This is a genomic window from Arthrobacter sp. AFG7.2 (assembly GCF_002892835.1).
GTDB lineage: Bacteria > Actinomycetota > Actinomycetes > Actinomycetales > Micrococcaceae > Arthrobacter.
On the sequence record NZ_PJMB01000001.1, the window covers coordinates 723,592 to 748,421 of the forward strand.

Consider the following 24,830-nt stretch of genomic DNA (forward strand, 5'->3'; position numbering starts at 1 on the left):
CTTCGCGCTACCTGCTTTGTGCACCAGACAGCAGGCAGGCATAGATCATGGTGAGAACAAGCAACTTAGAAGCCGATCATTGTGAACACCTCGAGTGCGCTCGTATCCTTTTTACCCGCGTCAAAATAGCTATTGCGATAGCTCCGTTGGCAACACGGCCGCGTGAACGCCTCCCAATTTCAACGAGACCTTACTCCCATATTTTCGAAAGCCGTCCTCGATAGACCCCGTGAGATGGACTAGATTCCCGTAGTCCTGCGCCACAATTCAGCCCAGCAATCGAAACTATAACTCCTACTAACAACGTCTCGCGCCCGCATCCCCAACGCTGCCCTGTCCGCTACTGCAGATGTAATTAGATCCCGCAGAGACTGCTCCCATTCCTGGTTGTTGGTAGCGCAATGCCCACCCATGGAATCTATGACCGCGCGGTTGGCGCCCACTGGGCTGCCTACAGCGGGCAGCCCTGCCGCACCATATTGAAGGAGCTTATATGCGCATTTACCTTGAGCGTACAAGGACTTATCCAAGGGCATGATGCCTATGTCAGCCTGGGCTAGAACTGATCCAAAAGTCTGCGCCGACCAGTTTACTCGCTCCACTATTTGATCAAGTTGACCAAGTGACCTGCATCCCGCACTCACGATGATCAGCCGTATTCGTGTTTGAGCATTAATGGATAAAAGAGGCTCCGCGATCAGCTGTAAATAGTGCTCGGTGGCTGGTGATCCCATCCAAATCAAGGTCGGAATTTCGTTCAACGAATAGTTAGATTTAGGTATGTATTCGCGAGGATTCACACAGCTAGGTATAATAACAACGTCGTTGCGCAGTTTTGCCGCGTGTTCGGCCAAGTAATCGTTGCCGGCAATGACCGTATCGGCGGACCGCACAGCAGCAGACCAAACCTTTGCCTTGCTCCACAGCTTCTTAGGCATAGTGGGACGGGCATTGAACATGGCGTCATCGAAGTCGTAGATTCCATGGCCTGCCTTGGCCAACAGGGAAGACTCCAATCTTCCGTTGCTGAACGGCGACGCTTCGCGGCTCATGAGTAACGTTGACGTTGATAGTTGCTTGGAGAGGCGTCGCAGATTCGACTCCGCGCTGATGACACGTGGCAGTCCATGAATAAGTGTTCCCAGGCCGTTTTCGCGCCCCCCTAGGTAGTCGTTTTGTACTGCCGTGAGGTTCAGGAAACGCAACCACTCATAGATTCGCACTCGTGCACTACTGCCGGCGGCGCCATACGTAGCGACAGTCACGAGGGACGTTTGCTTTCTCATGGCCAGCAGCCATTCGCCTCATACGCGCTGCCTGTCCCTGTCCCGTGTATCTCATCGTGCTGCTTGCGCAAATGGCGTTCGTGCAGGTTCCATAGCACCGATCGACTAAAAGAGCTTTCAACGTATGCGCGGGCTGCTTGGCCAAACTCATGGCGCAACTCAGGCTGGTCGTACAAGCGGCGCAAACGATCGCATAGAGTTTCCGAGTCTCCTTTCGGGAATATATACCCGGTTTTCTCATTGAGCACAGAATCGATCGCACCAGTTGCATCTGTAGTGATAGTTGGTATCCCCATCGCAGAGGCCTCCAAAACAACGTTAGGGAATCCTTCCCTCAGCGTCGGCAGGCAGTGAATGTCCATAACGGAGTAGTAGGGCCTAACATCGCTGACGCTCCCAGCAACATGGACGTTAAGAGAATCAGGCACCCCACACAACAACTTTTCAAGGGCGGCCCCATCCTCAGCCCCAATTAACATGAGACGCACCCCGGACCGTTCTTGCGACAGTGCGGACGCCGCACTTATCAGAGTATCGATCCCCTTGTCCGGATGTATCCTCCCGACAAAACCAATAGTGAAACCACCAGCGTCGCCAATGAATCTGCGCGTTGCGGGGTCCGTAGGCGGAAGTTGCGCGTCAGGAGAGTAGTGTTCCAAATCAACGCCAAGTCCGCTTCCGGCACCAATCACCGAGATAGGGCGCCCCGCGGATGCCCCGATTTTCAGCGCCTGTGCAGCTAAGCTCGGACTATTGGCAACTACCTCAGTTGCCAATAAAGACGTTAATCGTTCGAGACCTAGAAAAATTCTCCTTCGGAGACCGTGTTCAGTTTCTAATCGGAGGCCCCACAAGTGGTAGCTCCTGATAGGCACCTTAAGCAAAAATCCTGCTATTGATCCGAGTAGACTAGCCTTCGGTGTCGCAAAGACGAGAACATCGGGTGATATCTCGCCTAACTTCCTCAGCAGCTTGTAGAGACTCCGTAAATCATGCGCGGGAGATGGATTCCGCTTCATTGGAACAGCGTGAATTGATGCACCTGCTAAAGCCTCTGATGACTCTAACTCTCCCTGCGAGCTTGCGATGATAGTGACATTCCATCCCTTCGATCGCAGAAACTCCGCGTAGCCCGGGTAAAAAGAAATCGCCGTTGATTCCGATGTTACGAGCAAAGTTATCTTTCGCTGTTCATTCACGCGGAGCCTTGGTACGAAGGTCGGCTGAACTGCTCGAGAATCGCCATGGTGATAGCTGGCCCCGAAAGTCGATGTTCATTTTAGAAACGCTAAGTCACCTCATTGAGACTAGCCACCGTAGGAAGTACCTGTTTTTGGGAGTCGCCCTACCCGTCACGGCCGTGCTTGGTCACTGTTGAAGTCTGCGGAAAGATATATGTGGCTGGGCCGAAGCATCCCTCCGTTTGGCCGCAGGTTCATATGCAATCTTCGCATTGCTGCGTTCAACTCCGGCATGGCCCTAGGTGTACTGAGTCAGGACGTTGGTTACATCATGAATGGGTGAAGACCCTTGGTTGGACGTAAATGGTGGCTGCAGCCCTGGTGAGGAAGCCGGCGCAGGTCGGGCCCGTCAGGTCGGGCAGGACGTCGGCGTACGCGAAGCGGGTGTAGTCGTCCACGGTGACGTGGACGTAGTCGAAGCCCAGTTTCTGGTGCGAGGTGCGGTGGTTGGCCAGGTTCTGGGAAGGGTCGGCCCGGCAGCCGCAATCTTCCGGGTGCGCCCGAGTTTCTTGACATCCACGTGGATCATGTCACCAGGAGCGCCGCGCTCGTAACGGAGCGGTTGCTTGGGAGGAGCCGATTCGCTTCCCAGTGGCCGGGTCCAGGTCCCACAGGGGTGGCCTGCCGGTCCGGAGTAGAATCCGAGAGACCGTCCGGGCGCATCCGGGCAAGACTTTAGTCTGGAGCTGCGGTCCTGAAGGCCGTTCCAGCCGTGGACCCGGTATCGGCTTCGTCTACCGGTCGGGATGAGGCCTGCCACCCCGGAAGAAGTCGTTGCCGACGTCCTGACCCAGCGGCCAGCAACACCGTGAACTACAGTGATGTACCTAGGGTTTCCTGCTGCGAGCCTCACTTTCGCTCAACACTCATAACTAATCGCGGCTTTCGCCCACGAGGCACTCTGATAAAGGAATTGATAGGCCCAATCCTTGAGAGCCAAATCGCTCCTGACAGCTACCATATTGAGCTCGTATGAGTAGCAGCGTTGAATTATGAGCTCGGCTCGGGCGACATGGAATTCGTTTGTCACGACAGTGATGCTGCCCCAATTGAACTCTTCGCTCAATCGCTGGATGGCTCTGGCTTCGCCTTGAGTAGTCACGGGGTCTGGATCGAAGCAAATGATTCGATAGCTGCGGTTTGCACGGCAAACTTCAGAAAAGTTGTGTCGGTGAACGCCATCAGGCATGGAAACAACGAGCAGTGTCCCAAGTCCGTCGGACATCAGCTCTTCAGCCAGCTCCAGACGCCCGGTTCCAACAACGGGCGCTAAGACCACAATGGCATCCGCCCGCTGAGGGCGGTCCACCGCTGGAACCACGAAGACGAAGAAACCGGCGGTGACCCACGTAGCCAGCACGACACTGCTCCAAGCCAGTGCAGTAATCACCGCCCCCTGAACACGTTGACGGCGAGCACCACGGCTACCCACCATAGGTCGGCGACTTTTCGAAGCTGGAGGACGTCTCACGTGACAAGCTCAAATCTTGATAGCGGCAGTGGCTGAATATTTTTCCTCGCCGGGCATCAGTTTCGGGATGCCAGGAAAAAGCTAAGATGCTCGATAACGCGTGAAAACTCCTCTGCGGTCAAAGCCGAACCCGAGGGAAGAGCGAGACCAGTTTTGAATAATCTTTCTGACGTACCGTCAACGAGACGCTCCGCCCCGGCAAAAACGGGCTGAAGATGCATTGGCTTCCAGAGCGGGCGGGTCTCAATGTTTTCTGCGTCCATGTGGCCGGCCAGAGCCTGAGCAGTGAACCCTGACAGTTCGGAATCCACCACTACCGAGGTGAGCCAGCAGTTATCCTCCTGGTCATCAAGAGCACCGAAGATTTCCACACCCTGTACCCCAGCGAAAAAGTCACGATAGGTTTCACGGTGGCGGCGGCGTTTGGAAAGCATCTCATCCAACCTTAGAAGTTGCGCCCTACCCATGGCAGCTAAGAGATTGCTCATTCGGTAGTTGTAGCCGATGTCAGTGTGCTCGTAATGAGCCACAGGCCGCCTTGCTTGAGTAGCCAGGTAACGTGCGCGGTTAGCAATTGCACTGGTTCCCGTTAAAAGCATCCCGCCGCCGGACGTGGTCATGATCTTATTCCCGTTGAAGGACACGATGGCTGTATCCCCAAACGACCCGGCAGCTTTACCCCCGCGAGTGGCGCCCAGTGACTCCGCAGCATCGGCAATGACCACCATTCCAAATCGTGCGGCAATGCGTTCTATTTCGGCGTAATTACACACTTTGCCTAGCAGATCCACCGCAACTATGGCCTTAACGGGGCGGGATTCAGCCACGAGCCTTTCTGCCGCTTCCTCCAACAAAGCAGTACTGATATTGCCTGACGCATCACTATCGATAAAATATGGTTGCGCTCCTGTGTAACAGATAGCGTTAGCAGTGGCCGCGAAAGTCATGGTTGCGGTCAATACCACGTCACCAGCTCCAATACCATGACTCAGCAACGCCAAATGAAGTGCCGCTGTCCCCGATACGAGAGCCACGCCGTAGGACGCACCTACCCGTTCCGCTAACTCGACCTCGAACCCATCGACATCCGGCCCCAACGGCGCCACCCACCCAGACCGGATTGCATCCAGGACAAACTTCTCCTCCAAACCTCCTACATCAGGTGACGACATGTAGATCCTAGTGCTCATCAGCACCTCTCAAGGCTGCATACTTCCAGCGGCCCGTACGTTCAGGTGGGCCCTGACTCGTCAGGCGAAGATTCATGGTGAAAAGGTATCTGGCGGCGGACGGACGAAACCACCGCATTAACTACTCGATTTTCAGGCCTGCACTACTTGCAGCAGTACTAAGGATTGTGCGTGCCGTCTTAACCCGGGGGGGATCCGATGAAGAGCAACAGCAACACCCCGCGGCATTCTCCGCCGGATATGCTCCCGGCGTTGATCGTCACTCCTTGCAGGGGCATCGCCATTGCCAATGGCCATCGCCTACAGGCACGCGGGCATATGTGGGCGATTTCCCTGCCGCTGACGATCACCAACGTTATGCTGCGCGATCCTGCCCCTCAACACAGGATGCTTGGGACTCTGACCCAGCCTTCGAAGTACTTGAGGTAGCAAAGAACAGCAAGGCGGCGCACAAACTGAAAATTGCTCATTCTCCTAGGGATGTGAGCGTGAGTGATGCCCAAGTCACCGAGGAAAGCATAGTGGCTCCAACAAATCCCCAAATTGCACCTGACAACCCAAACAGTGCTGCCCCGACCAGCGGACAAGCCATGACAAGCACGGTCTGAACAAATCGTCCGGCGCGAATCCGGTTGGCCGACGAGTGCGCTCTACTCAGTAAGTAATAGAAATGCCCGAGGAAATTAGTAAACACAAAAATTGAGCATGGCACAGCAAACGCTGAAAGCGCGGCGAGTGTTCCTTGCACTAATTGAAAGTGGCTTATGGATAGAAGCGCGATAAAACAGGCACCTGACATCACCAACCCAGTCCCGCAGACTCCCACCAGCAACTTTACGTCTGTGCGCCGAGCGTAGGACATCCGAGCCAAATTTGGTCTTATAGGTTCGAGAAGAAGTTGCGCTGGCGATGCCACGCTGGAAACGCCGCGATATATTCCGAATCCCTGGACGCTCAATCCGGGCAGTAACAGCAATGGGCCAACGATAGCTCCACAATCCATAATAATTGAATCCGATAATAGCGTCCGGATGGTTCCCCACCTGAGCCTGCACCACACCAAAAGTGCCTTGAACGGATTAGACAAGAGGGGCGGTGAGATGATCATGCTTGCTACACCGGCGATGACCCAGGCCGCGGAGTGCGCCATCAGATGGTCTACCCCGATGGCCATTGCGCTGAAGAGCACGGCTAAGAAGACGGACAGGTTGCACGCATCGACCCAAAGCACCGACGCGGCGCTGAATTCGAGCGATCGAAAAAAGCGCGCCCCAAGGCGATAGATGGCGAACCCTATGGCGCCTGATGCCAACACTGCCGATAGAACATCTGGGTATATGAACAAGGCGACAACAACGGCCACTAAAGCAATAACCGTCGACAAGCCTACAAGAGTTGATGAGTATTCCGCCCACGTGCCGCGGCAGCTAACTGCACGCAGAAATGCATCACAAACAACTGACAGGCAGACCGACCAACCGAGAGCAAAAGCCGCGTATAAGAATGCAAATGCACCAAACTCCTGGGTCGAGAGAAGCAGAAGCGCCGAAATCGTTGGCGCAATACTCGTTAAAGCGCCAAGGCCAGAAGACAAAAAAACATGCAACTTACGCAACTGGCTTCTCGCTTTCGACGCCAGTCCAATGAACTGGAAATCCCTTGGTCGCCGACGGATCAGTACGCGAGGTAACTCTATGCCATCTGCACTCTTGGTGGAACTGCCGGCCCAGCGCCCTGCCGGTAGGCCATCGGGCACGAGAAGCGACCTTCGCGCGTGCATGGTTTATTCGACTACTAAGCTGTTCAACCGTAGTTACCGAACAGGCGAACGTCGTGTGCGCGTAGTGCACGAGTACCCCCAGCTATCGATGACTCCAACTACCCCCTGCGAGTCAGCGATAAGAACGTCAACCCATCTCCCCGAGCGCAGAAACGCCCTATAGCGAAGATGGAAAGAAGCCGCCTTTGCTTGCGCTGCTGCCAGCAAGGTGATCGATCGTAAGTCAGTCTGGCGGAACAGCTTCACATTGTTCAATTCAGCTCTGGAGCGCGGACTTTTTGAATGATGATACCCGTGGAATCGGCCGGGACCTCTGCTATGACGCCATCAGCACGAACTACTTTATAAATGGTGCGAACCAAGATTTTAAGGTCCAGCAAGGGCCCAACGTTCGAAACGTATTCCAGGTCTTTTTCAATACGAATGCTCCATGGGGCCGCATTCCTGTGGGTCACCTGCGCCAGCCCTGTTATCCCTTGAGGTACCAAAACTCGTCGGGACTGCTCGGGAGTATACTCCGCGTACTGGTCCGGTAGCGCAGGACGCGGTCCCACGAAGCTCATTTCTCCACGAAGTACATTCACCAACTGGGGGAGCTCGTCCAAACTGGACAAGCGAAGCTTCTGGCCAAGCGGAGGCACCAGATTCAACTCCCGCGGGATTTTCCCTCCGCCGATCTCTTCTGCATTATTGATCAACGTGCGAAATTTGAGGAGAGTGAAGACCTCCCCGAATTGGCCGATACGGGTTTGTCTGAATAGAACAGGCTTTCCCATGCGTACCGCTATGAGCAATGAGATCAACATGAAGAGCGGCGAGAGAACAATCAGCATCAATCCAGCTGCACCCTTCTCCACAATCGCTCGTCTGGCCAGGTACGCCCTAGTGCGGTCATCCATGTTGGTGTCCATCATTAGCTCTTTTGGCTTCGAACTTCAGAGGTTCATCTATACTCTGGGCATTCTTCCGCGCCCAGTGGTTGAACAGGAAATGCTTCGGGGACAGAGGCGGCAGTCCGGTGTGACTGACCTTTGGATGGACTGGCCGTCCATCGACTCGAAAAGTCCTACAGGGACCTTGTGCACTTCTTCGCCCCGCCGAAGGCCGGTAACTGAAATCATGATCGCACGACCAGAGCCGGCAATCTTTCGTCTGCCCACGTCCAGGGTCCGGGCAGGCTCTCTCATGTCCAGAATTGGTACTTCTCCTGGCCGGTAACTCCCCCGCGTTTGTACAACCAGCCGGCAGGCCTCGGGAATAGTCGTAAAGAACCGAGCAACGCTGACCACTACAGGCGTAATTCTCGTAGATCGAAATCCAACCGATACCGGCGCCGAGTTCATCCAACTAATTCGACGGCCAACCCGAACAGCACGCAGAAAACCTGCCGGTCCAGATACGCCCCTGGCGGTCGCGCATAAAAGCCCCAAACTGCCGCGGCTTATGCCCATGGCCGACCCAAGAAGTCAAAGTTCATAACGAAACGCTAGATCGTCTCACCCGAGGCACACCAACGTAAGGACTACCTGTTTTAGGGACCAGCACTACCCGTTTACAAGATCCTGAACACCGGTCGGAAGCCGGTTCGTCGCGACCGTTACTTGGGGCGAAGTGTTATCGCCCCCTGCACGCAAAAGCTACGAAGCCCTTTTTAGTGAACGCAGTCCCCGCCGCCACGAGAGGACGATCGATTAGCAGGAAGATGCGGCTCTTCATCCTTGACTCGTTGATGTCGGCCTTGCCGGCCCGTTGGGCTTCTGGTGATTGGGGCGGCAAAGCGGATAGCCGGAGGTCGCGGCACACGTCGCCTGGAGCGGGTCGGAAAATAATCTTCGTACTTGAAAACCAACTCTTGCGACGGTGGAAGCAGGTGCCGCCAATTCGTCCACCATACTCAAGCAGGTTATCCAGCGCCGCCCGGTTTCGCCGTTGGTCCTGCGCTCCGGCAAAGCACCGCGAGCAGCACTGCTGCGAGCACTATTTGTGCGCAGGCAGTTCGGGCATCGCTGTTAGCGAGGGTAGCCATTACTCGCCGCCAGTTCCTCCCGCTTATCCTCGTCCCTCCGGCCACGGTCGGCCGGCCTCTAGCCCGTCGGCAGGGTCTGGATCACGATGGGTATCAGGTCTACATTGGGTTCTGGGCTGGCAGTAGGCCGACTCACCACTAATCCCGGAGGCGACGATGAGCCCCAACCCAAGGGTGTATTTCGAGTCTCCTCGTGCTTGTGAAGCACCTCGACGACATCAGCGACCCCGATATCGCCGAGCTGAACATCCCGACCGGCGTCCCGCTGGTTTACGAGCTCGACCACAACTTCCGCCCGGTATAGCCGGCGGAGTACCTGGACTCGGCGGCGGCCGCTGCCGGCTTCGCCGCCTCGGCCCGCGCGGCCAGAAGAAGTAACGCACGGAAGGGCCATCACCATGAAAACATCGGAGCAGTGCGGTGATCACTGAGGTGTACGGTGTCGACGACGCCGCGTGGCCGAGCGTCCTCGACGGACAGCCGCACGATGTCTACCATCTGCCTGCCTACGCGCGACTCGACGCCGCGGCCGACGGCGAGATTCCGGTCGCCGTGCATGTGGCCGACCGGACTTTCGAGCTTTTTCTGCCGATCGTGCTCCGGCCGCTTCCGCCGATGTCCGGTGCTGAGACAGGCCTCCTCGACGCGCGGAGCCCCTACGGCTACCCGACTCCGCTTGTTCTCTCGCGACAGAAGACCGCCACGCCCGCCGAACGCAACGACTTTCTGCGCTCGGCGGTTCCGGCGCTTGTCGAGAAGCTGCGGGAGCTGCACGTCGTGTCCGCCTTCATCCGCCTGCACCCCCTACCGCACCTCCGCCTGATGACGCATGCGCTTGAGGCCGCCGGCACGGTGGCCGAGCACGGCGAGTCGGTATGGGTGGACCTGACTCAAGATGACGCCACCCTGCGCTCGCAACTGCGCACGAACCACAAGCGTGATCTTGCGAAACTTGCGGGCGCAGGCTTCGTTGGAGCGGTTGAGGAGGGCTGGGAAGCGCTCGACGACCTGAAGCGGATCTACCGCGACACAATGGACCGCGTCGGTGCCGGCGACTTCTACCGCAGATCCGATGACTTCTTCAGTCAGCTCGCCGCTATGGAGGTATTCCGGATTGCAACGGTCCGCCGGGGTGGTGAGGTCATCGCGGCAGGCCTGTTCAGTGAGGTGGGCGGGCACGTGCAGTACTACGTGGGCGGGACTGCTCGCGAATACCTCCCGATGAGCCCGGCGAAACTTCTGCTCCTGACAGTTCAGCACTGGGCAAAGGAACGGGGAAATGTAGCCTACAACCTCGGAAGCGGCAGTGGGTGGGGCGGCGCGGAGAATCCCCTGTTCCGGTTCAAACTCGGCTTTTCCCCCTTGCGCGGTCCCGTCACGAGCTGGCAGCTGGTCGTCGACCCCGACCGTTATCGACATCTTGTCGAAGCCGCTCCCGCGGGCCCCGCCGTCGGATACTTCCCCGCCTACCGCCACCCGTGATCTGTGTAGCGCGCGACGCTTTCTGAAGCAAGGACCTGGGAAAGTCAGCGGGGCGGCTCGAGGCATTCCGGATGCTCCGACAGCTCCCACCCGGGCTCGTGCACGGGTGCCAGTTGCGGTCCTCGTAGCGCTCCCCAGCAACCCCTTCAGGAACCCGCACCACACCCTGTACCACTACTGGTGGACCGACCGATTGACGGCCGGGTGGGTCACCGCGCTGCTGTCTTCGCTTCGGACCGATGGCTGCGTGCAACACACGCTACATCCTCCCGCCTGTTTTAGGATTCTTGCCAAATCCCCCGGACTCCCGGGCATAGGCGTAATGCGACTTACTAACGGCGGCCTTATCGATTTGGTTCACCACCACGCCGAGCAACTGGGCACCAACCGCCTCCAGATTTACAACAGCTTGGGATACGTCACCGCGGGTTGTCCGGCCGTCAGCACTGACGACAAGTACAACCCCGCTGGCCTTTGCACCTAGGATTGCCGGGTCCGTAACCGGCAACAGCGGTGGTGTGTCTATCACCACAACCTCGTAAGCGGTCTCAGTCCGAGCGATCAGCTTTTCCATGTTGGGCGAGCCCAGAAGTTCACTTGGGTTTGAAACCGTGCTTCCCGAAGGAAGAACATGCAGCGCGCCATCCGGTCCCCATTTTTGAATAGCGTCTTCTAGTGTCACGGAATGCGACAGCACACCCGACAGCCCTACGGAACCGTCCAGCCCAAGGTACTCCGCAACCCGCGGGCGGCGCAGGTCAGCGTCGACCAAAAGCACGCGCGTACCACTTTCGGCCAACATGATCGCCAAATTCGTTGCTATCAGGGTCTTGCCCTCCCCCGGGACCGACGAGGACACAACCACCGTCTGCGCTCCCCCTGCAACATGCGTGAAACGCAGATTCGTCCGTAGCTGACGAAAACCTTCTGCCCTAGGGCTGAAAACGTCTCCCTGAACGATCACGGGCTCATCTTTCACGCTTGCATCAAAGGTAAAAGTACCGAGAATACCTGCTTTGACGGCACGCCCTACATCCGCTTGTGTTCGAATTCCAGTGTCAAGCACCTGGCGAAGAAGTACGTAACCGAATCCAACAAGGAGTCCCAGAAAAATTCCGAGCGCAAGGTTTAGCCGCACTCTCGGGGAGGACGGCGCATCCGGGACGGCGGCTTCCTGAAAAACGCTCAGGCGAACAACGTCCACATCTTCAACTTCGTTAACAGCCCTTATCAGTTGCTCAGCACCCGAATTTGCGATCCTGGCAGCCAGCGCCGGATCAGGATCAGTGGCAGCAATCTCGATAAGAACGGTCTGCGAAGGCGTAGTAGCCGTAACCTTCTCCACAAGTGCTTCCGCTCCACCGCTCAAATCCAATTCCCGAGCAACCGCATCAAGAACCCTTACGCTCGTTGCCAAACTCACATAAGACAGGACACGCTTTTCCGCGAATGCGTTGCCTTGGGACACGTCCAGCGCTGAATCGCCCGCCTTCACCGAAACGAAAAGCTGACTCTCCGCCTTATACAAAGGGGTTTGCAGGAACGTGTATGCCGAGGCTAGCGCCAACCCGATGACGATAATGGCCACGATGGCCAACCACCGTAGCCGTACAACACGGATAAAGTCTCTTAGGTCCATGGTTTCTAGCCTTGTCTGCCAGGTTTCGATCACGTTTCGGAGGCTCGCGACACGCCGACTCCGCTTGAAACATGCTGCACGGTAAGGATACCCACGACGGCCTTGGACAGTTAGTCCTAAGCCATCCCAAATCACATCTTGTGGCAAATTTTCGGTTGGCATAGATGCCCGGCACAAAGGTCGGTCATGAGCCGTCAGTACCGGACCAAACCAAGACTTGTCGTTGTGCCCTGTGCCTCGGGCGCTGCTAACTTAGGAAACAGCCAGCTCCGTTACCACCTCGTGCACGCCCTCATCTGCTCGTGCACGCCCTCATCTGCTCCGGCAGGGCCGTGTCGGAGAGGGCCGCCGGCTTCGCTGATTCGTGGAGTATGGTCCGGGCAGCGGTGACCGAAGCATGTCTGCTGCCGTTGCCGGACATGGGTGCGCTGAGCCCGCCGATGTTGGGCATTGGTGAGCGCCTGTTCCGGTCCGTACTACCAATACCCATAACGAAGGGTGGACCCGGTTCGAGCCCTGGATTCGACCGTCCCTGGAATGGCGCCTGGCTGCGCAAGCCGGTCACAATCGACCCCCTCGCGGCCTTAAGGAAGGCGTTGCGGATGTGGCTTCCACGGACGGCGGTCGCGGTTGATCACTTTCACCTATTCAAAGGTCTTACTATTTGCATTTACAGCTTTTCGTTTTAGTGATTGCGAAGTCAAGACGACAAAGATGATACCCGTCCAGAAAATCACGGTGCTTGTCTTAGCGATAAATACGGAAAGGAACACGGTTGAAAAGAGGGCAGACTGTACCCAGAATATGGTTGGAGACTTGAACCGGCGAATGAACATCCAAGTCAGACCAAAGCCCAATAATGCTGCATAAACAAAGACGCCCAATAAGCGAAAGTCACGAAAAGGCAGTTCATACCAAGTGAAGACATTCGTAAGGAAGCCGACATCGATAAATGGGGCTATAGGATCCCACGTCGGGACACCGGGAATCAGCTCTGCAATTGGTCCCAAACTGGCCGTCCCATACGTCTGCGGGTTGTAGTCCCCGATCAGTAACGTCCCTGGTGGAGTTTCCGGAGGCCTTCGAAAGTTTTCGGATTCAACAAGCTGAAGGAAAGCGGGAATTCCGCCAGTCGCATAGCTAAAAATATCTGCTAAACCGGAAGATACAAGAACATCGTTAACTCGACCCGAGTATATGTCTTGGTTGCCTGCTTTTCCCAACGCGTTACCGAGGAACTGAAAAGATCCAAAAAGAGCCAGCGGCCCCAGAATAAACCCTAACAGGGCCTTAGGGTTACGCACTTGACGGTTGCTCCTCGAGGCTGCAAGAGCATTGCCGCTGGTCTGCCCATGTCGCGCGGAGCGCTGAGACAATAAGTAGGCTAGATACCACAGGACCGCTATGAAGAAGTTCGTCCTCTGAAGCATGGCTATCATAGATATCGAAATTGCAGCAAGCATAGCTACACGGAACCATATGTTCAGTGGAATGGGAACGGCACTTCGCACAGCATATATCACCAGAAGTACAGGACCTAGGTTCAATCCAAGTCGTGCCAATAGTGGTGTTTTAGAAAGATAACTTTCCCCATCCAGGGGGAGCGCCCTAATACTTCCGGGATCTGAGACGAGAACGTCTAACCCATAAGTATTGGAAATAACATTGAGATAAACAGCAAACGCAGCGAAGTAGATGGCAGTTGCCGCGTAAAGAAATGAGCGGGATATAACAGGGGCGACAGTCTCGGGAACGAGAATCGAATGCTTGCTATCGTCACTCAAGGAAAAGGCCAAAAGCGCAGCTATATTAAAAGCAACCAGGCCTACAATAAGCACCAACCAAGAAGTCGCACTCGCCTCATAATAGGCCATTAGGTTGGTTGCAAGTAATGCCAGAACAAAAATCCAGACCACATTATGCCAGAGCATTACGCGACTTCCATCGCGGTTTATAAGGCGTCCGAGCACGATAAACCCGGCGAGTACTGCTATAACAGCCAGCGACCATAGAGTATTAGACATGTGCCGTCCCTAACTGTCGAGTCTCACATTCCGCTTGCATAAGACCATCCGCACTGACGCCATGCACCGAGGAACCCCTCGGACAGTTCCCCATAAAAAGTTACGCGTTTCCATGGGCTGAAGATTTCCTAACAATGATCTGTAGCACGCCAACCTTCAGCCAGCAGTGTTGACTTGCGTCGCTTCCGTAGTCAATCTCTTCAGGACGATAATCGTAGTAACTTCGCGTCGAACCTGCACCCTCTAGCCTGTCTACCACCCAGCCCAACACCCTCCGAACTGGCGGCTCATTGCGACGGTTGACATCGACGCGTACGTTCATCGGCACCCACCACGAGCAAGACACCGCTCGGCATTTATACGGACCCTTCGCCATTAGAACACGCCTGGCGGCGTGGCCTCAGAGTCTAATCAAAAGTTTCGGTGATGATCAGGCGATGCCGAATCCGGCTGGCCGCTCGTAGTTGGCGGTGTCGATCCGGCTTGGGCCCCTAAAGCAGGAGGACTGAAACCGGAACCGGACATGATCACTGATTCCTGGCTCTCGCCCCACGCAATTAGAACGGACATGTTACGAGGCCCTCGTTGCGTTCCGGCCTGACAAGCGGGCTCAAACTTCTCGGTCTCAGTCGTCGCGAACTCCTCGGGAGCTTCCAGGCGGGCCCCTTCATGGGCAACCCACCGGCCAGCAGCCGCTCACCCAGGCCCAAGCTCTCGTGCCACTGGCGCAACCCGCCTGCCACAAGAAGAACGAGTCATCCTCGACCAGCAACCCCCAATCAGCGGCGCCGGGCCCCACGCCTGTGTAACTCGGGCCTGACCACACTGACCGACCAAGAAGGCGGGCTCCCAACGAGCCTATCCCCCGACGGTTGGAACACGATTTGTGAGGTTTCGATTCTAACGAAAGGCCGGCATTCCGCCAGAGATTCCGTCCCCTTCGAAAACGTTATCCGGACTTACGGTTACATCCTGAATCGTACCGGAACCTTCTATACGGATCGATTGCATGTTGGGTGAGGTATATTTCTTTATCTGGTTCCCGCGAATATTAATGCGCGAAACGGTCCTGTCGGCGATATTCCAATTGATATGGATTGCCCAGAGCCGATTAGCAAGTGCCGTGCGGCCCACGTCTTCAATCGTATTATCCGCGATATCCACATCTTGGACAGGAACGCTAAGGGAGTGATGAGGCTCAAAATTAATGCCATCACCTTGAAAATTCTTGATATAATTCCGGGCAACATTTGCGCCACTAACAGCGGTCAGGCGTATACCATGATTGACTGCAGGCCGAGACCTGGTGTCATCAAAATAAATCGCATTGTCGGTGATAGCCAGGTTCTTCACCACCGTAGTCGTGGATGCAGCACGATGATCTTGATAGATCCCGGCAATTTCAGAGCCGAATTCTCCGTACATCTGTATCGAGTTGTTCCTAATCGTAAGATCGCTATGGGTAAAAGGGGCCTTTGCCCAGATATTCACCCCGAGATTGGAGAGGTTACGAAAAATATTGTTTTGCCAAGTATTGCCAATACTGTTGATCACAGTTGAGACGGCATTAGCACCTGCAGTATAGTTTTCAATATAGTTATCCGCTACCAAGGTGCGACTCCCATGTATTTCCAATGCCGTCACAACGACAGTGTTGGGACTATTGGGGTTAATGGGCCGATCGTTCCAGAGTCGGTTACCTTTGATGAGTCCGCCGTCCGCCTGGACATAAATCGTGGATGTATCGTCCAGATTACGATTGCCAGAGATACCTGCCCCTGATCCGTGAAAACGGTTGTTGATAACTTTGGCATTAGAAGTTGAGGCGGGAGAAGTATTATTGCCTAAAACGATCGCACTCGGACCCGGCAAATTTTTAAAAAAGCAGTCCTGAATGGTGATATTGTCGCCCCGATCAACATAAACACCATAGGCATGCAGGATCGGAACGTTGGCAGGTTGCAGGTTTTTCGTACCATTTCCGTCTAATTTAAAGTTCCGAAAAACTACATTATTTGTTGCCCCAGCTGCCGGCGGGGCGAATATCATATAGTCGTCGCCTCGTCCAACTTGGTTGTCGATCACTTTGATGACAGATTTCTCCCCATCACCAAAAAACGTGGTGTTACTTTGGTAAGTCAAGATGGCGCCGAACGCGCCCTGCCTACCAGCGATAATGTAGGTCCCTGCCGGTACATAAACAGGCAGGTTCTGCGCTACCCCGGCATTTAATGCCTGCTGAATAGCTGCTGTATCGTCAGTTGCACCATCGCCTTTAGCGCCGTAATTTTGGACGTTTATGCTGGCCCATGGGATTGAGATAGGAGGGGCCAACCCGGACGAATTCGCGTCCCACCGAGCTAGTAAAATCGAGACATCGAGTGTCTTTACCTTGGCATTGTGATCGACGCCCGCCGCTAGCTTACCCTTTCCTGGCAAGACGGATATATCGAATACGTCAACTTTTCCATCCTGGTTAATATCGCCCCGAACCGCAGGAGCGCATAAGACCATCAGCACGGCGCTGCATACGACCATCAGCAGAGCGACGCTAATATATGCGGATGACTTAGGTTTGAATTTCGGTCTCACGGGCAGTTTTTTTTCATCATCATTACCGTTACCGCTTTTCTATAACCACTGCAAAGAGTTTACGCTAAGGGGCAAGCCTGGCGCTAGGACGTGCTGCTAGACCTCTTTTCGGGCCTGCTGCGGTTGGCGGGTGATGAGTAGTCGCATCCTGGAGTGTGACGAGGCGGGGTCCGTAATCGGTCCGCTGTTTTCCCCACTGGCCACCATCGTGCGGCTTCACCAGCGCCGTGGAGCTCTCCCTACGCCTCACGAGCCCCGACGAACTACTTCAAACTGGGCCACGATCTGCCTGACCATGCCATAGGGATGTTCGCGAGGCGGTCTGGCTTCCAAGCTTCACATCGCCACCGACAGCGAAGGATGCTCATGGCCGTCCTGTCGGCCGGCAAATTAACGACACGACTATGCTGGCCGCCACCCTCAAGCAGATCAGAGTTCCATGCAGCGGCCGGGGAAGGCCCGAATCCGTCCTCGCGGACAGGGCCGCACCGTCCTCAAACGGGGAGTTACCCAGCTCAAAATCTGACGGGGTTTCACCGAAATCCGACAAAACAGCACGCAACTACCCCGCCGGCGTTCAGCTCCCGCCTCGCTCGGGTTGGCGGAAATCAAGCTTTAGCAATAGGCCCTGTGGACGTTTAGGCGCATCCTTGAGTAGGTCATCGAAATCCAAAATACAATTGCGAGTGCTGGATTCAGATGTCTACCAGGAGGCTGGTCGGGTTTTCGATAGCGTCGGCCACGAAGCGGAGGAAGCCGGCTGCCGTGCCGCCGTCGCAGACGCGGTGGTCGAACGTCAGCGTCAGCTCGGTGACTTTGCGGACCGCGAGCCCGCCGTTCACCACCCACGGCCTGTCGATGATCCGGCCCACGCCCAGGATGGCCACCTCAGGGTGGTTGATGATCGCCGCGGACCCGTCCACGTTGAACACCCCGTAGTTGTTCAGCGTGAAGGTGCCGCTGCCCAGTTCGGTGGGGGTCGCCTTGCCCTGACGCGCGACGTCGGTGAGCCGGCGGATCTCCGCGTCCAGTTCGCGCGCACTCAGCTTCTCGGCCGCGCGGACGGACGGGACCACCAGGCCCCGGTCGGTCTGGGCCGCGATGCCCAGGTTGACGCCGTCGAACGAGACGATTTCCTGCGAGCCGTCCTCGGCGGTTTCGATCCGCGTGTTCAGCTCCGGGTACTTCTTGAGCCCCGCGGTGACAAACCGGGCAATGAACGCGAGCAGCCCGGGCACCTGGGAGCTTCCGCTCTTGAGTCCCTCGCGAAGTTCCAGAAGCGCCGTGGCGTCCACGTCCACCCAAACCGTCGCCTCCGGAATTTCCGAACGGCTGCGCGCCATGTTGGCCGCAACGGCTTTGCGCACTCCGCGGACCGGTGTCCGGGCGGCGATGGGCAAACCGGTCCGGGCATCAGCGCCAGTCGCCGGAGCCTGTGCGGCTTCCGGGCTTATCGCGGGCTCTGCCACCGGGGCCTTGGGGGTTTCAACGGGCTCAACCACCGGAGCATGTATGGCCTTCTCCACGTCGCGGCGCATAATCAGCCCGCCCTCGCCGGAACCGGGCAGGTCGCCGAGATCGACGCCGTGTTCCCGCGCCATCCGACGGACCAGCGGTGAGATGACGGCACCGAGTTTCCCGGGGACGCGCGTGCGGAGGAGCGAAAGGTCCACGTCGGCATCCGCCGCCGGACCGCCGTCGGCCGCTCCATCCTCCAACGGAAGGGTGCTGACAGAGCCGGAAACAGATGACTTCCGTGCCCGCGTCCGCCGGGCAACGCCATGGCCGCCCGGGGTGCCGTACCCGATCAGCACATTGCCGGACCCGGCTTTCTCTTCCTCGCGGTAGCTTTCCGCCTCGGCCTGGGCAGGGGCGGTGACAGGAGCCGGGGCGTCACCAAGCTCGGTTTCGGCGGGTTCCACCTCAGGCTCGGCCGGCTCAGCAACCGGGGCAGCAGCACCAGCACCCACCGAAACAGGTGTCACCGAAATCAAAGGCTTCCCAACATCCAGCGTCTCCCCCGGCTGCCCGTGCAGCTCGGCCACAATCCCGGCATAGGGAGAAGGCACCTCCACCGTGGACTTGGCGGTCTCCACCTCGGCAATCGGCTGGTCAACAGTGATCGTGTCCCCCACGGCAACATGCCAGGACACCAGCTCCGCTTCGGTGAGGCCTTCGCCCAGGTCCGGCAATAAAAACACGCGTGCTTCACTCATGGTCAGTTCTCCCACTGAAGGTCGTCGACGGCGTCGAGGATGCGGTCCACGCCGGGCAGGTAATACTTCTCAAGCTTCGGGGCCGGGTAGGGGATGTCGAACCCGGTGACGCGGCGGATGGGGGCGGCCAGGTGGTGGAAGCAGCGTTCCTGGACCCGGGCCACGATCTCGGAGGACACGGACGCGAATCCGTGCGCTTCGGCGATCACCACGGCCCGGCCGGTCTTGCGCACGGACTCGCAGACGGTCGCGTCGTCGAACGGGACGATGGTCCGCACGTCGATGACTTCCAGTGAGCGCCCTTCCAGCGCGGCGGCCTCGGCGGCGGCGAGAGCGGTGGGGACGGACGGGCCGTAGGCAATCAGGGTGGCGTCGGTGCCGGGACGGGCGACGGCGGCACGCCCCTCCGAAGAAGAGCCCGCCGAGGCAGCGGCAGCGTGAGCGGACCGCAGCTCAGCCAGGTCCACCAGGTCCTTGGACCAGTAGAGCTTCTTCGGCTCCATGAACACCACGGGATCGTCCGAGTCGATGGCCTCGCGGAGCATCCGGTAGCCGTCCGCCACGGTGGCCGGGGTGAACACCTTGAGGCCGGCGGTGTGGGCGTAGTAGGACTCGGAGGAGTCGCAGTGGTGCTCCACTCCCCCGATGCCGCCGCCGTAGGGGATCCGGATCACCATGGGCAGCTTGACCGCCCCGCGGGTCCGGTTGTGCATCTTGGCCACGTGGCTGATGATCTGCTCGAACGCCGGGTAGGCGAACGCGTCGAACTGCATCTCGATCACCGGACGCATCCCGTTCATGGCCATGCCCACGGCCATGCCCACAATCCCGGACTCGGCCAGCGGGGTGTCGAAGCAGCGCTGCTCGCCGAAGATGGCGGTGAGCCCGTCAGTAATGCGGAACACCCCGCCCAGCAAGCCGACGTCCTCGCCGAACACCAGGACGGAGGAATCGGCGTGCATCGCGTCTGCCAGGGCAGTGTTGAGCGCCTTGGCCATGGTCACCGGCTGCGGCCCGGATGCCTCGGACAAAGCGGCGGCGGACGCGGCGGCCCGAGCAGTGGCGGCAGATACGTTGCCGTTGGCCTCGGATGAGGTGGTGATGGTGGTGCTCATTTGCCGGCCTCCTCGGTAGATGCGTCGCGGGCGAGTTCGTCGGCGAGCAGGGCGGACTGTTCCTTCAACTGCGGAGTCGGCGCCGAGAAGACGTGCCGGAAGAGCTCCTGCGGGTCCACGGGAACGTCCTCGCTGAGGCCGTCACGCAGCTGGGTGGCAACTGCTTCCGCCTTCTCGCGGATCCGCGCCTCGCCGTCGTCGTCCAACAAACCGCGGTCCGTCAGGTAGGTCCGCATCCGGTTCACCGGATCCTTCGCCCGCCACTCGGCAACTTCGGAGCTTTCCCGGTAGCGGGTGTCGTCGTCGGCATTCGTGTGGGCCTGCATGCGGTAGGTGTTGGCTTCGATGAGCAGGGGGCCGGAGCCTTCCCGGGCGAGCTTCACGGCGCGGTCCAGGACGGCGAGGAGCGCGACGACGTCGTTGCCGTCCACGCGTTCGCCGGCCATGCCGTAGCCCACGGCCTTGTGCGCGAGCGACGGCGCCACGGACTGGTGCGCCAGCGGCACCGAGATGGCGTACTTGTTGTTCTGGACGAAGAAGATGACGGGCAGGTGGAAGACGGCGGCGAAGTTCAGGGCTTCGTGGAAGTCGCCTTCGCTGGTGGCGCCGTCGCCGCACATGGCCAGCACCACGGTGTCCTCGCCGCGGAGCTTGGCGGCGTGGGCAACGCCGACGGCGTGGAGCAGCTGGGTGGTCAGCGGCGTGCACTGGATCCCCACTTTGTGCTCGAGCGGATCAAAGCCGCCGTGCCAGTCGCCGCGGAAGATGGTCATCACCTGGACGGGGTCCACGCCGCGGGTCATCACGGCGACGGCGTCGCGGTAGGTGGGGAACATCCAGTCGCCGTCGGAGAGGCACAAGGCGGCCGCCACCTGGCAGGCTTCCTGGCCATGGCTGGAGGGGTACACAGCCATCCGGCCCTGCCGGACGAGTGCGGAGTTCTGGTCATTGACACGGCGGCCGACGACGAGCTGCTCGTACGCGGCCAGGAGTTCCTCATCGCCGGGCAAGGGGTATTCGTGGCCGGGTTCGGTGCCCTGCTCGCCTTCAGGGAGGAGCCGGCCGTCCGGGTCCACCATCTCGATCTGGTGCCGGGCCGGCAGCATGTAATCCTCGGCCGTGATGCCGAACTTCGTGGCAGTTTGGCTGAGGGCGTCCTCGGTAGGTGCCTTGCTGGTTTGGTCCGGCGCGGTGTGGTTCGCGGAGATCGTCATCGTTCCGTCCTTCTGTTGCCACTATTACTCCCCAGTATCCGCCAAGGGCAGGTTTCGTATCCAGCATCTTGCGGAATCGTGGAGAAGCTGCACAATTAGCCCAGTTCTGGAAGACGAACTGCAAGTGTGAGCCACGTTACGGACGGCGCTTGTGGACAAATTGGCGGTACGGGGCGCCGGGGGTTGCTAGGGAGCCGGCGGGGGCGGGTCTACCGGCACGTCGGAGCGCCACGGGGTGCGCCACTCGGCAGCCTCCCAGCCCTCCATGATGTAGATCCGCTCGTGCGCAACCCTGTCGCCCCTGAATTCCAGGAGGTTGACGCTGAAGAGCCAAGGGGCGCCGTCGTAACTAATCATGTTCTCCACCACCACCAGGCCGGCACGGTGGGTGATGCGGCGGGTATGAAACTTCAGCTGCGCCGGGTACCGCCGCCGCCATTCGCGGAAGTTCTCCACGCCTTCAAAACGTTCGCCGGACTGCGGGAACTCGAGCACGGCGTTGTCATGGTAAATCTCGTGGGAGATGTCCTCGTCCTTGCCTGAGTACTCCCAGTGGCGCCGCAGGGCCTGCAGGAGGTCCGCCTCTTCGAGCATCATCGCCTCCTACAACTCGGGGAACCAAGCGTAACGCCGGGCTCCCGCTCCTGAACAGACGCCAAAAATCGCCGCCAGATGCGCGAACTGGCGCTGATGGGAAATACTGCCGATCACGACATTTCAGGGCGCGGAACCGGTTTACGGAGGATAATGGCGTGCAGGCCCTACAGGGAGCAAAAGGCATGGACAGTTATGGCATTGGCAGCGAGGGCTACCAGGTTCTCGCAGGCGAACAGCCCGACGGCGGCGCTGGCGCCTCGATGTCCGCTGCCTCAGACGTGTTCAAGGCCGTGGCCCATCCGGCACGGGCGCAGATCCTGGAGATGCTCTCCAAGGGCGAGTGCACCATCCCGCAGTTGTGCCAGGGCACGGGCGTGAAGGCCACGCATTTGTCCCGGCACCTTGCCCAGATGCGCGGGGAGCACCTCATTCAGTGCCGAAGGTCCGAGGGCAGGCTCCTCTATCGGCTGGCCTACCCGGAAGTAGCAGAGCTGCTCGCCGCTGCCCGGTCCGTGCTTGAGGCCCGGACTGCGGCCGCCGTCTCTTCCCTGCTGCCCGTCGCGGAAGAACAGTTATCCACGGACCTCCGGGCCGAACAGTTCCGGGGCCCAACCACGGCACTGGTATCGCGTTCGGTCATCGCGGACGCAACCCAGTCGGTGGCCGCACGAACCGGATGCACTCCGGACGCAGCAGTGGCACAGCTGATCGCCACAGCACGCAGCCGCGGTTTTACCCTGCTTCAAGCGGCTTTGGAGGAACTTCGCGGCGGACCGGAAGCCGATACAGACTGATCCCGGTGGACGTGGGGCACCCGCCCCTGCCGGGAGACGCAGGCGGCCGCCGGTGCCTCTAGCGGTAATGATTCGGGATGTTTGGAAAATCCCTTGACCTCTCCACCTGGGAGGACCACACTCATGGGGACGCAATTGACGAAAACGTCTTTTTGTCACTGCTTGAAAGCATCTTTTCCGCTCGGACAGGGGGAAGACTCCGCACCATGTGGATAGGGACTTTCCCTTGATGGGGGCTTATGGTGCGGCGATGGACGTGGAGGGGACAGCGTGGTCCCCTCCACCGCTCATTCACCTTCACAAAACAATTACAAAGAGTGGGGTCTGTAGTGGGCATTGATATGGTGTGGGACCAGCTGGAGCCGGAAACGCGGCAGTGGCTGGTGGACAACCCCGGGTGCATGATCCTTCCCCGGTCCGTGGTGGCAGCGATCTCCAAGGCCACCGGAGACCAACTGGACCAGGACCGGCACGGTGAGAGCGCCCTCTCCCCCAGCGACATAGAGTTCATCCGCAACGCTGCGGAACTCCAGGACGCCGATAGCCGCAAGTCCTCGTAGCGGCGCTTTCTGCCCTGTTTTGTATCCCCGCTCGCATTGAACGTTCAGAAGTTGGTTCGTCCGCCCTACACTGGGAGACGAATTGTAGAAGTGAGCCAGCTTACTGACGGGGGCCTTGGGCAACGTGGCAGCAAGGGATGCCGGGACTGAACCCGTCCCGTTGGACGATATTGACCGCAAAATCATTTCCGAGCTCACCCGGGACGGGCGCATGTCCGTCACCCAGGTGGCGGAGAACGTTCACATCTCCCGCGCGCATGCCTACACCCGGATCGCCCGGCTCACCGGCGAAGGCGTGCTGTCCAGGTTCACCGCGCTCGTGGACCCGATCAAGGCAGGCCTCCGGTCCTCCGCGTACGTAACGCTGAAGCTGAAGCAGGACGCCTGGCGCGAACTCCGTGACCAGCTCGGCGCCATCCCCGAGGTCCACCACGTGGCCCTGGTGGGCGGCGACTTCGACGTGATCCTGCTGGTCCGGGCCGTAGACAACATCGACCTGCGAAGGGTCATCTTCGACCAGCTGCAGTCCATGCCGGGCGTGCTGGATACCCAGACGTTCCTGGTGTTCGAGGACCTGGATACGCGGTAGCCTGGCCCGCCGCGGGCCCAGCCAAGCAGCCCGCGGCAAGTCAGACAAATGCCTCAAAGGCGTCGGACTCCCCGCAAAGCCTTTGCGTAATAGCCCGTGCCGTCCAGGATGGACCGGGCGGCGGCGTCGCCCAGGGTGGGTCCATTCGAAGACTTGCGGCTGGAAATGAAGCGGTTCTTTCCGGCGGTATCGGCACCCAGGAACATGCCCACGTGGTCAATCTGCCCGGCGGTGTCCGCTTCGGCGTCGAAGAACACCAGATCGCCCGGCTGAATGCCGTCGAACGTTTTTAACTGGCCTGTGCTTTTGTGAACCAGAGTTCCTGGTGCATTCTCAAGCATCTGGAAGGAGCGCCTCGGCAGGAGGCCGGGCGCCGGACTGAGGGTCATGCCCATACCGCCCCGGTAACCGAACAGCATCCTGATGTAGCCGGAGCAGTCCAGGGCCTTCAGCTCATTGGCTTCCGGGGCATCCGACTTTCCGGCGTAGTCCCACCGGATGCCCAGATAGTCGTTGAAGTCGGCGCCTTCCTGAAGGGTGCCGTCAGCCGATGAAGCGCCGTAGCCGGCATCACCCGCAATCCGGAGCCCTGCCTCGTCCCGGATGTCCGGTGCTCCGGAAACATACTGCATGGCCATGTCCAGCAGGTCCGGCGAGGTATCGGAAACAGCGGAGCGCAGCCAGTGCTGGTCAACGGCGCCAGTGAATGGTTCCGGCAGCAGGCGGACGTGGATGGAGCTGACTACTGCGGCGGTGGTGCCGGGTTCGGTGAAGGTCCGCTGTGGTCCGGCGAGCGCCACGGTCTGAGCCCCGTAGGTGAAAGTCGCTATCCACTCGCCGGCATTGTCGTAGACCTCGGCCTGGCTGGTTCCGCTTTTTTCGGTGACGACATACTCCTCTGGGTTGGTGGGAAAGGACGTGGTTGTTGGGATCAGCAGCCCGAGGACTGCGAGGGCGCCCCCCAGGCGCGCGAAGATGTGCAACATGACCTGAACATACCGAACCGCCTTCTGA

General features: G+C 58.6%; 20 protein-coding genes and 1 pseudogene. 5 read left to right on the plus strand and 16 right to left on the minus strand.

All coding sequences use genetic code 11. From position 1 onward, the window contains the following. Nucleotides 1–239: 239 nt before the first annotated feature. The 8 genes from CXX84_RS03460 to CXX84_RS19515 form a co-directional block, all read right to left on the minus strand. Nucleotides 240–1,265 carry a glycosyltransferase gene (locus tag CXX84_RS03460; protein ID WP_189337469.1) on the minus strand — a complete coding sequence of 342 codons (1,026 nt, stop codon included), beginning with the start codon at nt 1,263–1,265 and terminating at the stop codon, nt 240–242. Between the two features lie 17 nt (nt 1,266–1,282). Next, a complete protein-coding gene (locus tag CXX84_RS19510; protein ID WP_102975283.1) occupies nt 1,283–2,485 on the minus strand; it encodes a glycosyltransferase family 4 protein in 1,203 nt (400 codons plus the stop codon). Between the two features lie 311 nt (nt 2,486–2,796). After that, the gene (locus CXX84_RS19410) at nt 2,797–2,925 is read right to left on the minus strand and encodes a hypothetical protein (RefSeq protein ID WP_262982118.1); all 129 of its coding nucleotides are present in this window, start codon (nt 2,923–2,925) and stop codon (nt 2,797–2,799) included. Between the two features lie 461 nt (nt 2,926–3,386). After that, nucleotides 3,387–3,917: a YdcF family protein gene (locus tag CXX84_RS03470; RefSeq protein WP_189337470.1), complete on the minus strand. Its 531-nt coding sequence runs from the start codon at nt 3,915–3,917 to the stop codon at nt 3,387–3,389. Between the two features lie 137 nt (nt 3,918–4,054). Continuing rightward, entirely contained in the window at nt 4,055–5,146 is a 1,092-nt protein-coding gene (locus CXX84_RS03475) for a DegT/DnrJ/EryC1/StrS family aminotransferase (protein WP_317614929.1), read from the minus strand. A gap of 508 nt (nt 5,147–5,654) precedes the next feature. Continuing rightward, nucleotides 5,655–6,803, minus strand: coding sequence for a hypothetical protein (locus CXX84_RS18935; RefSeq protein ID WP_189337471.1), 1,149 nt, complete (start codon nt 6,801–6,803; stop codon nt 5,655–5,657). Between the two features lie 416 nt (nt 6,804–7,219). Further along, nucleotides 7,220–7,867 carry a sugar transferase gene (locus tag CXX84_RS03490; RefSeq protein WP_102975368.1) on the minus strand — a complete coding sequence of 216 codons (648 nt, stop codon included), beginning with the start codon at nt 7,865–7,867 and terminating at the stop codon, nt 7,220–7,222. Nucleotides 7,868–7,915: 48 nt separating this feature from the next. Then, nucleotides 7,916–8,419, minus strand: coding sequence for a polysaccharide biosynthesis protein (locus tag CXX84_RS19515; RefSeq protein ID WP_102975287.1), 504 nt, complete (start codon nt 8,417–8,419; stop codon nt 7,916–7,918). Nucleotides 8,420–9,175: 756 nt separating this feature from the next. Between CXX84_RS19515 and CXX84_RS19520 the strand changes: the two are divergent. After that, a pseudogene (locus tag CXX84_RS19520) lies at nt 9,176–9,418 on the plus strand (hypothetical protein); the annotation flags it as partial. Beyond that, complete coding sequence (locus CXX84_RS03505) at nt 9,415–10,476, plus strand: GNAT family N-acetyltransferase (protein ID WP_102975288.1); 1,062 nt, start codon at nt 9,415–9,417, stop codon at nt 10,474–10,476. The pseudogene CXX84_RS19520 and the gene CXX84_RS03505, both read left to right, overlap by 4 nt. Before the next feature lie 259 nt (nt 10,477–10,735). Here the strand turns inward: CXX84_RS03505 and CXX84_RS03510 are convergent, their stop codons facing one another. The 7 genes from CXX84_RS03510 to CXX84_RS03540 all read right to left on the minus strand — a co-directional run bounded on the left by CXX84_RS03510 (nt 10,736) and on the right by CXX84_RS03540 (nt 21,873). Then, the gene (locus tag CXX84_RS03510; protein WP_189337473.1) at nt 10,736–12,148 is read right to left on the minus strand and encodes a polysaccharide biosynthesis tyrosine autokinase; all 1,413 of its coding nucleotides are present in this window, start codon (nt 12,146–12,148) and stop codon (nt 10,736–10,738) included. A 611-nt stretch (nt 12,149–12,759) separates the two neighbouring features. Then, on the minus strand, nt 12,760–14,139 hold the full coding sequence (locus tag CXX84_RS03515) for an O-antigen polymerase (protein WP_102975290.1): 1,380 nt from the start codon (nt 14,137–14,139) through the stop codon (nt 12,760–12,762). Between the two features lie 900 nt (nt 14,140–15,039). Further along, nucleotides 15,040–16,731 (minus strand): glycosyl hydrolase family 28-related protein, encoded by a 1,692-nt coding sequence (locus CXX84_RS03520; protein WP_146031814.1) that lies wholly within the window; start codon nt 16,729–16,731, stop codon nt 15,040–15,042. A gap of 695 nt (nt 16,732–17,426) precedes the next feature. Next, nucleotides 17,427–18,947, minus strand: a complete 1,521-nt coding sequence (locus CXX84_RS03525) for a dihydrolipoamide acetyltransferase family protein (protein ID WP_102975291.1) — start codon at nt 18,945–18,947, stop codon at nt 17,427–17,429. A 2-nt stretch (nt 18,948–18,949) separates the two neighbouring features. Continuing rightward, nucleotides 18,950–20,062, minus strand: a complete 1,113-nt coding sequence (locus CXX84_RS03530; RefSeq protein ID WP_102975292.1) for an alpha-ketoacid dehydrogenase subunit beta — start codon at nt 20,060–20,062, stop codon at nt 18,950–18,952. Then, entirely contained in the window at nt 20,059–21,276 is a 1,218-nt protein-coding gene (pdhA, locus tag CXX84_RS03535; RefSeq protein WP_102975293.1) for a pyruvate dehydrogenase (acetyl-transferring) E1 component subunit alpha, read from the minus strand. The genes CXX84_RS03530 and pdhA overlap by 4 nt, the downstream gene beginning before the upstream one ends. Nucleotides 21,277–21,462: 186 nt before the next feature. After that, nucleotides 21,463–21,873, minus strand: coding sequence for a nuclear transport factor 2 family protein (locus tag CXX84_RS03540; protein WP_146031815.1), 411 nt, complete (start codon nt 21,871–21,873; stop codon nt 21,463–21,465). Between the two features lie 155 nt (nt 21,874–22,028). On the opposite strand from CXX84_RS03540, the gene CXX84_RS03545 reads away from it, so the two are divergent. The 3 genes from CXX84_RS03545 (at nt 22,029) to CXX84_RS03555 (ending at nt 23,816) form a co-directional block, all read left to right on the plus strand. Further along, nucleotides 22,029–22,667: an ArsR/SmtB family transcription factor gene (locus CXX84_RS03545; RefSeq protein WP_146031816.1), complete on the plus strand. Its 639-nt coding sequence runs from the start codon at nt 22,029–22,031 to the stop codon at nt 22,665–22,667. A gap of 329 nt (nt 22,668–22,996) precedes the next feature. Continuing rightward, nucleotides 22,997–23,227: a hypothetical protein gene (locus tag CXX84_RS03550; protein WP_102975296.1), complete on the plus strand. Its 231-nt coding sequence runs from the start codon at nt 22,997–22,999 to the stop codon at nt 23,225–23,227. 124 nt (nt 23,228–23,351) lie between these two features. Further along, the gene (locus CXX84_RS03555) at nt 23,352–23,816 is read left to right on the plus strand and encodes an Lrp/AsnC family transcriptional regulator (protein WP_102975370.1); all 465 of its coding nucleotides are present in this window, start codon (nt 23,352–23,354) and stop codon (nt 23,814–23,816) included. Nucleotides 23,817–23,869: 53 nt separating this feature from the next. Here the strand turns inward: CXX84_RS03555 and CXX84_RS03560 are convergent, their stop codons facing one another. Continuing rightward, entirely contained in the window at nt 23,870–24,802 is a 933-nt protein-coding gene (locus tag CXX84_RS03560; RefSeq protein WP_189337474.1) for an NlpC/P60 family protein, read from the minus strand. Between the last annotated feature and the right edge of the window lie 28 nt (nt 24,803–24,830).

Coding starts and splice junctions, on each gene's coding strand:
- CXX84_RS03490 (WP_102975368.1), bottom strand. CDS start 7,867: ATGGATGACCGCACTAGGGCGTACCTGGCCAGACGAGCGATTGTGGAG.
- CXX84_RS19515 (WP_102975287.1), bottom strand. CDS start 8,419: ATGGGCATAAGCCGCGGCAGTTTGGGGCTTTTATGCGCGACCGCCAGG.
- CXX84_RS03515 (WP_102975290.1), bottom strand. CDS start 14,139: ATGTCTAATACTCTATGGTCGCTGGCTGTTATAGCAGTACTCGCCGGG.
- CXX84_RS03525 (WP_102975291.1), bottom strand. CDS start 18,947: ATGAGTGAAGCACGCGTGTTTTTATTGCCGGACCTGGGCGAAGGCCTC.
- CXX84_RS03530 (WP_102975292.1), bottom strand. CDS start 20,062: ATGAGCACCACCATCACCACCTCATCCGAGGCCAACGGCAACGTATCT.
- pdhA (WP_102975293.1), bottom strand. CDS start 21,276: ATGACGATCTCCGCGAACCACACCGCGCCGGACCAAACCAGCAAGGCA.
- CXX84_RS03540 (WP_146031815.1), bottom strand. CDS start 21,873: ATGATGCTCGAAGAGGCGGACCTCCTGCAGGCCCTGCGGCGCCACTGG.
- CXX84_RS03560 (WP_189337474.1), bottom strand. CDS start 24,802: ATGTTGCACATCTTCGCGCGCCTGGGGGGCGCCCTCGCAGTCCTCGGG.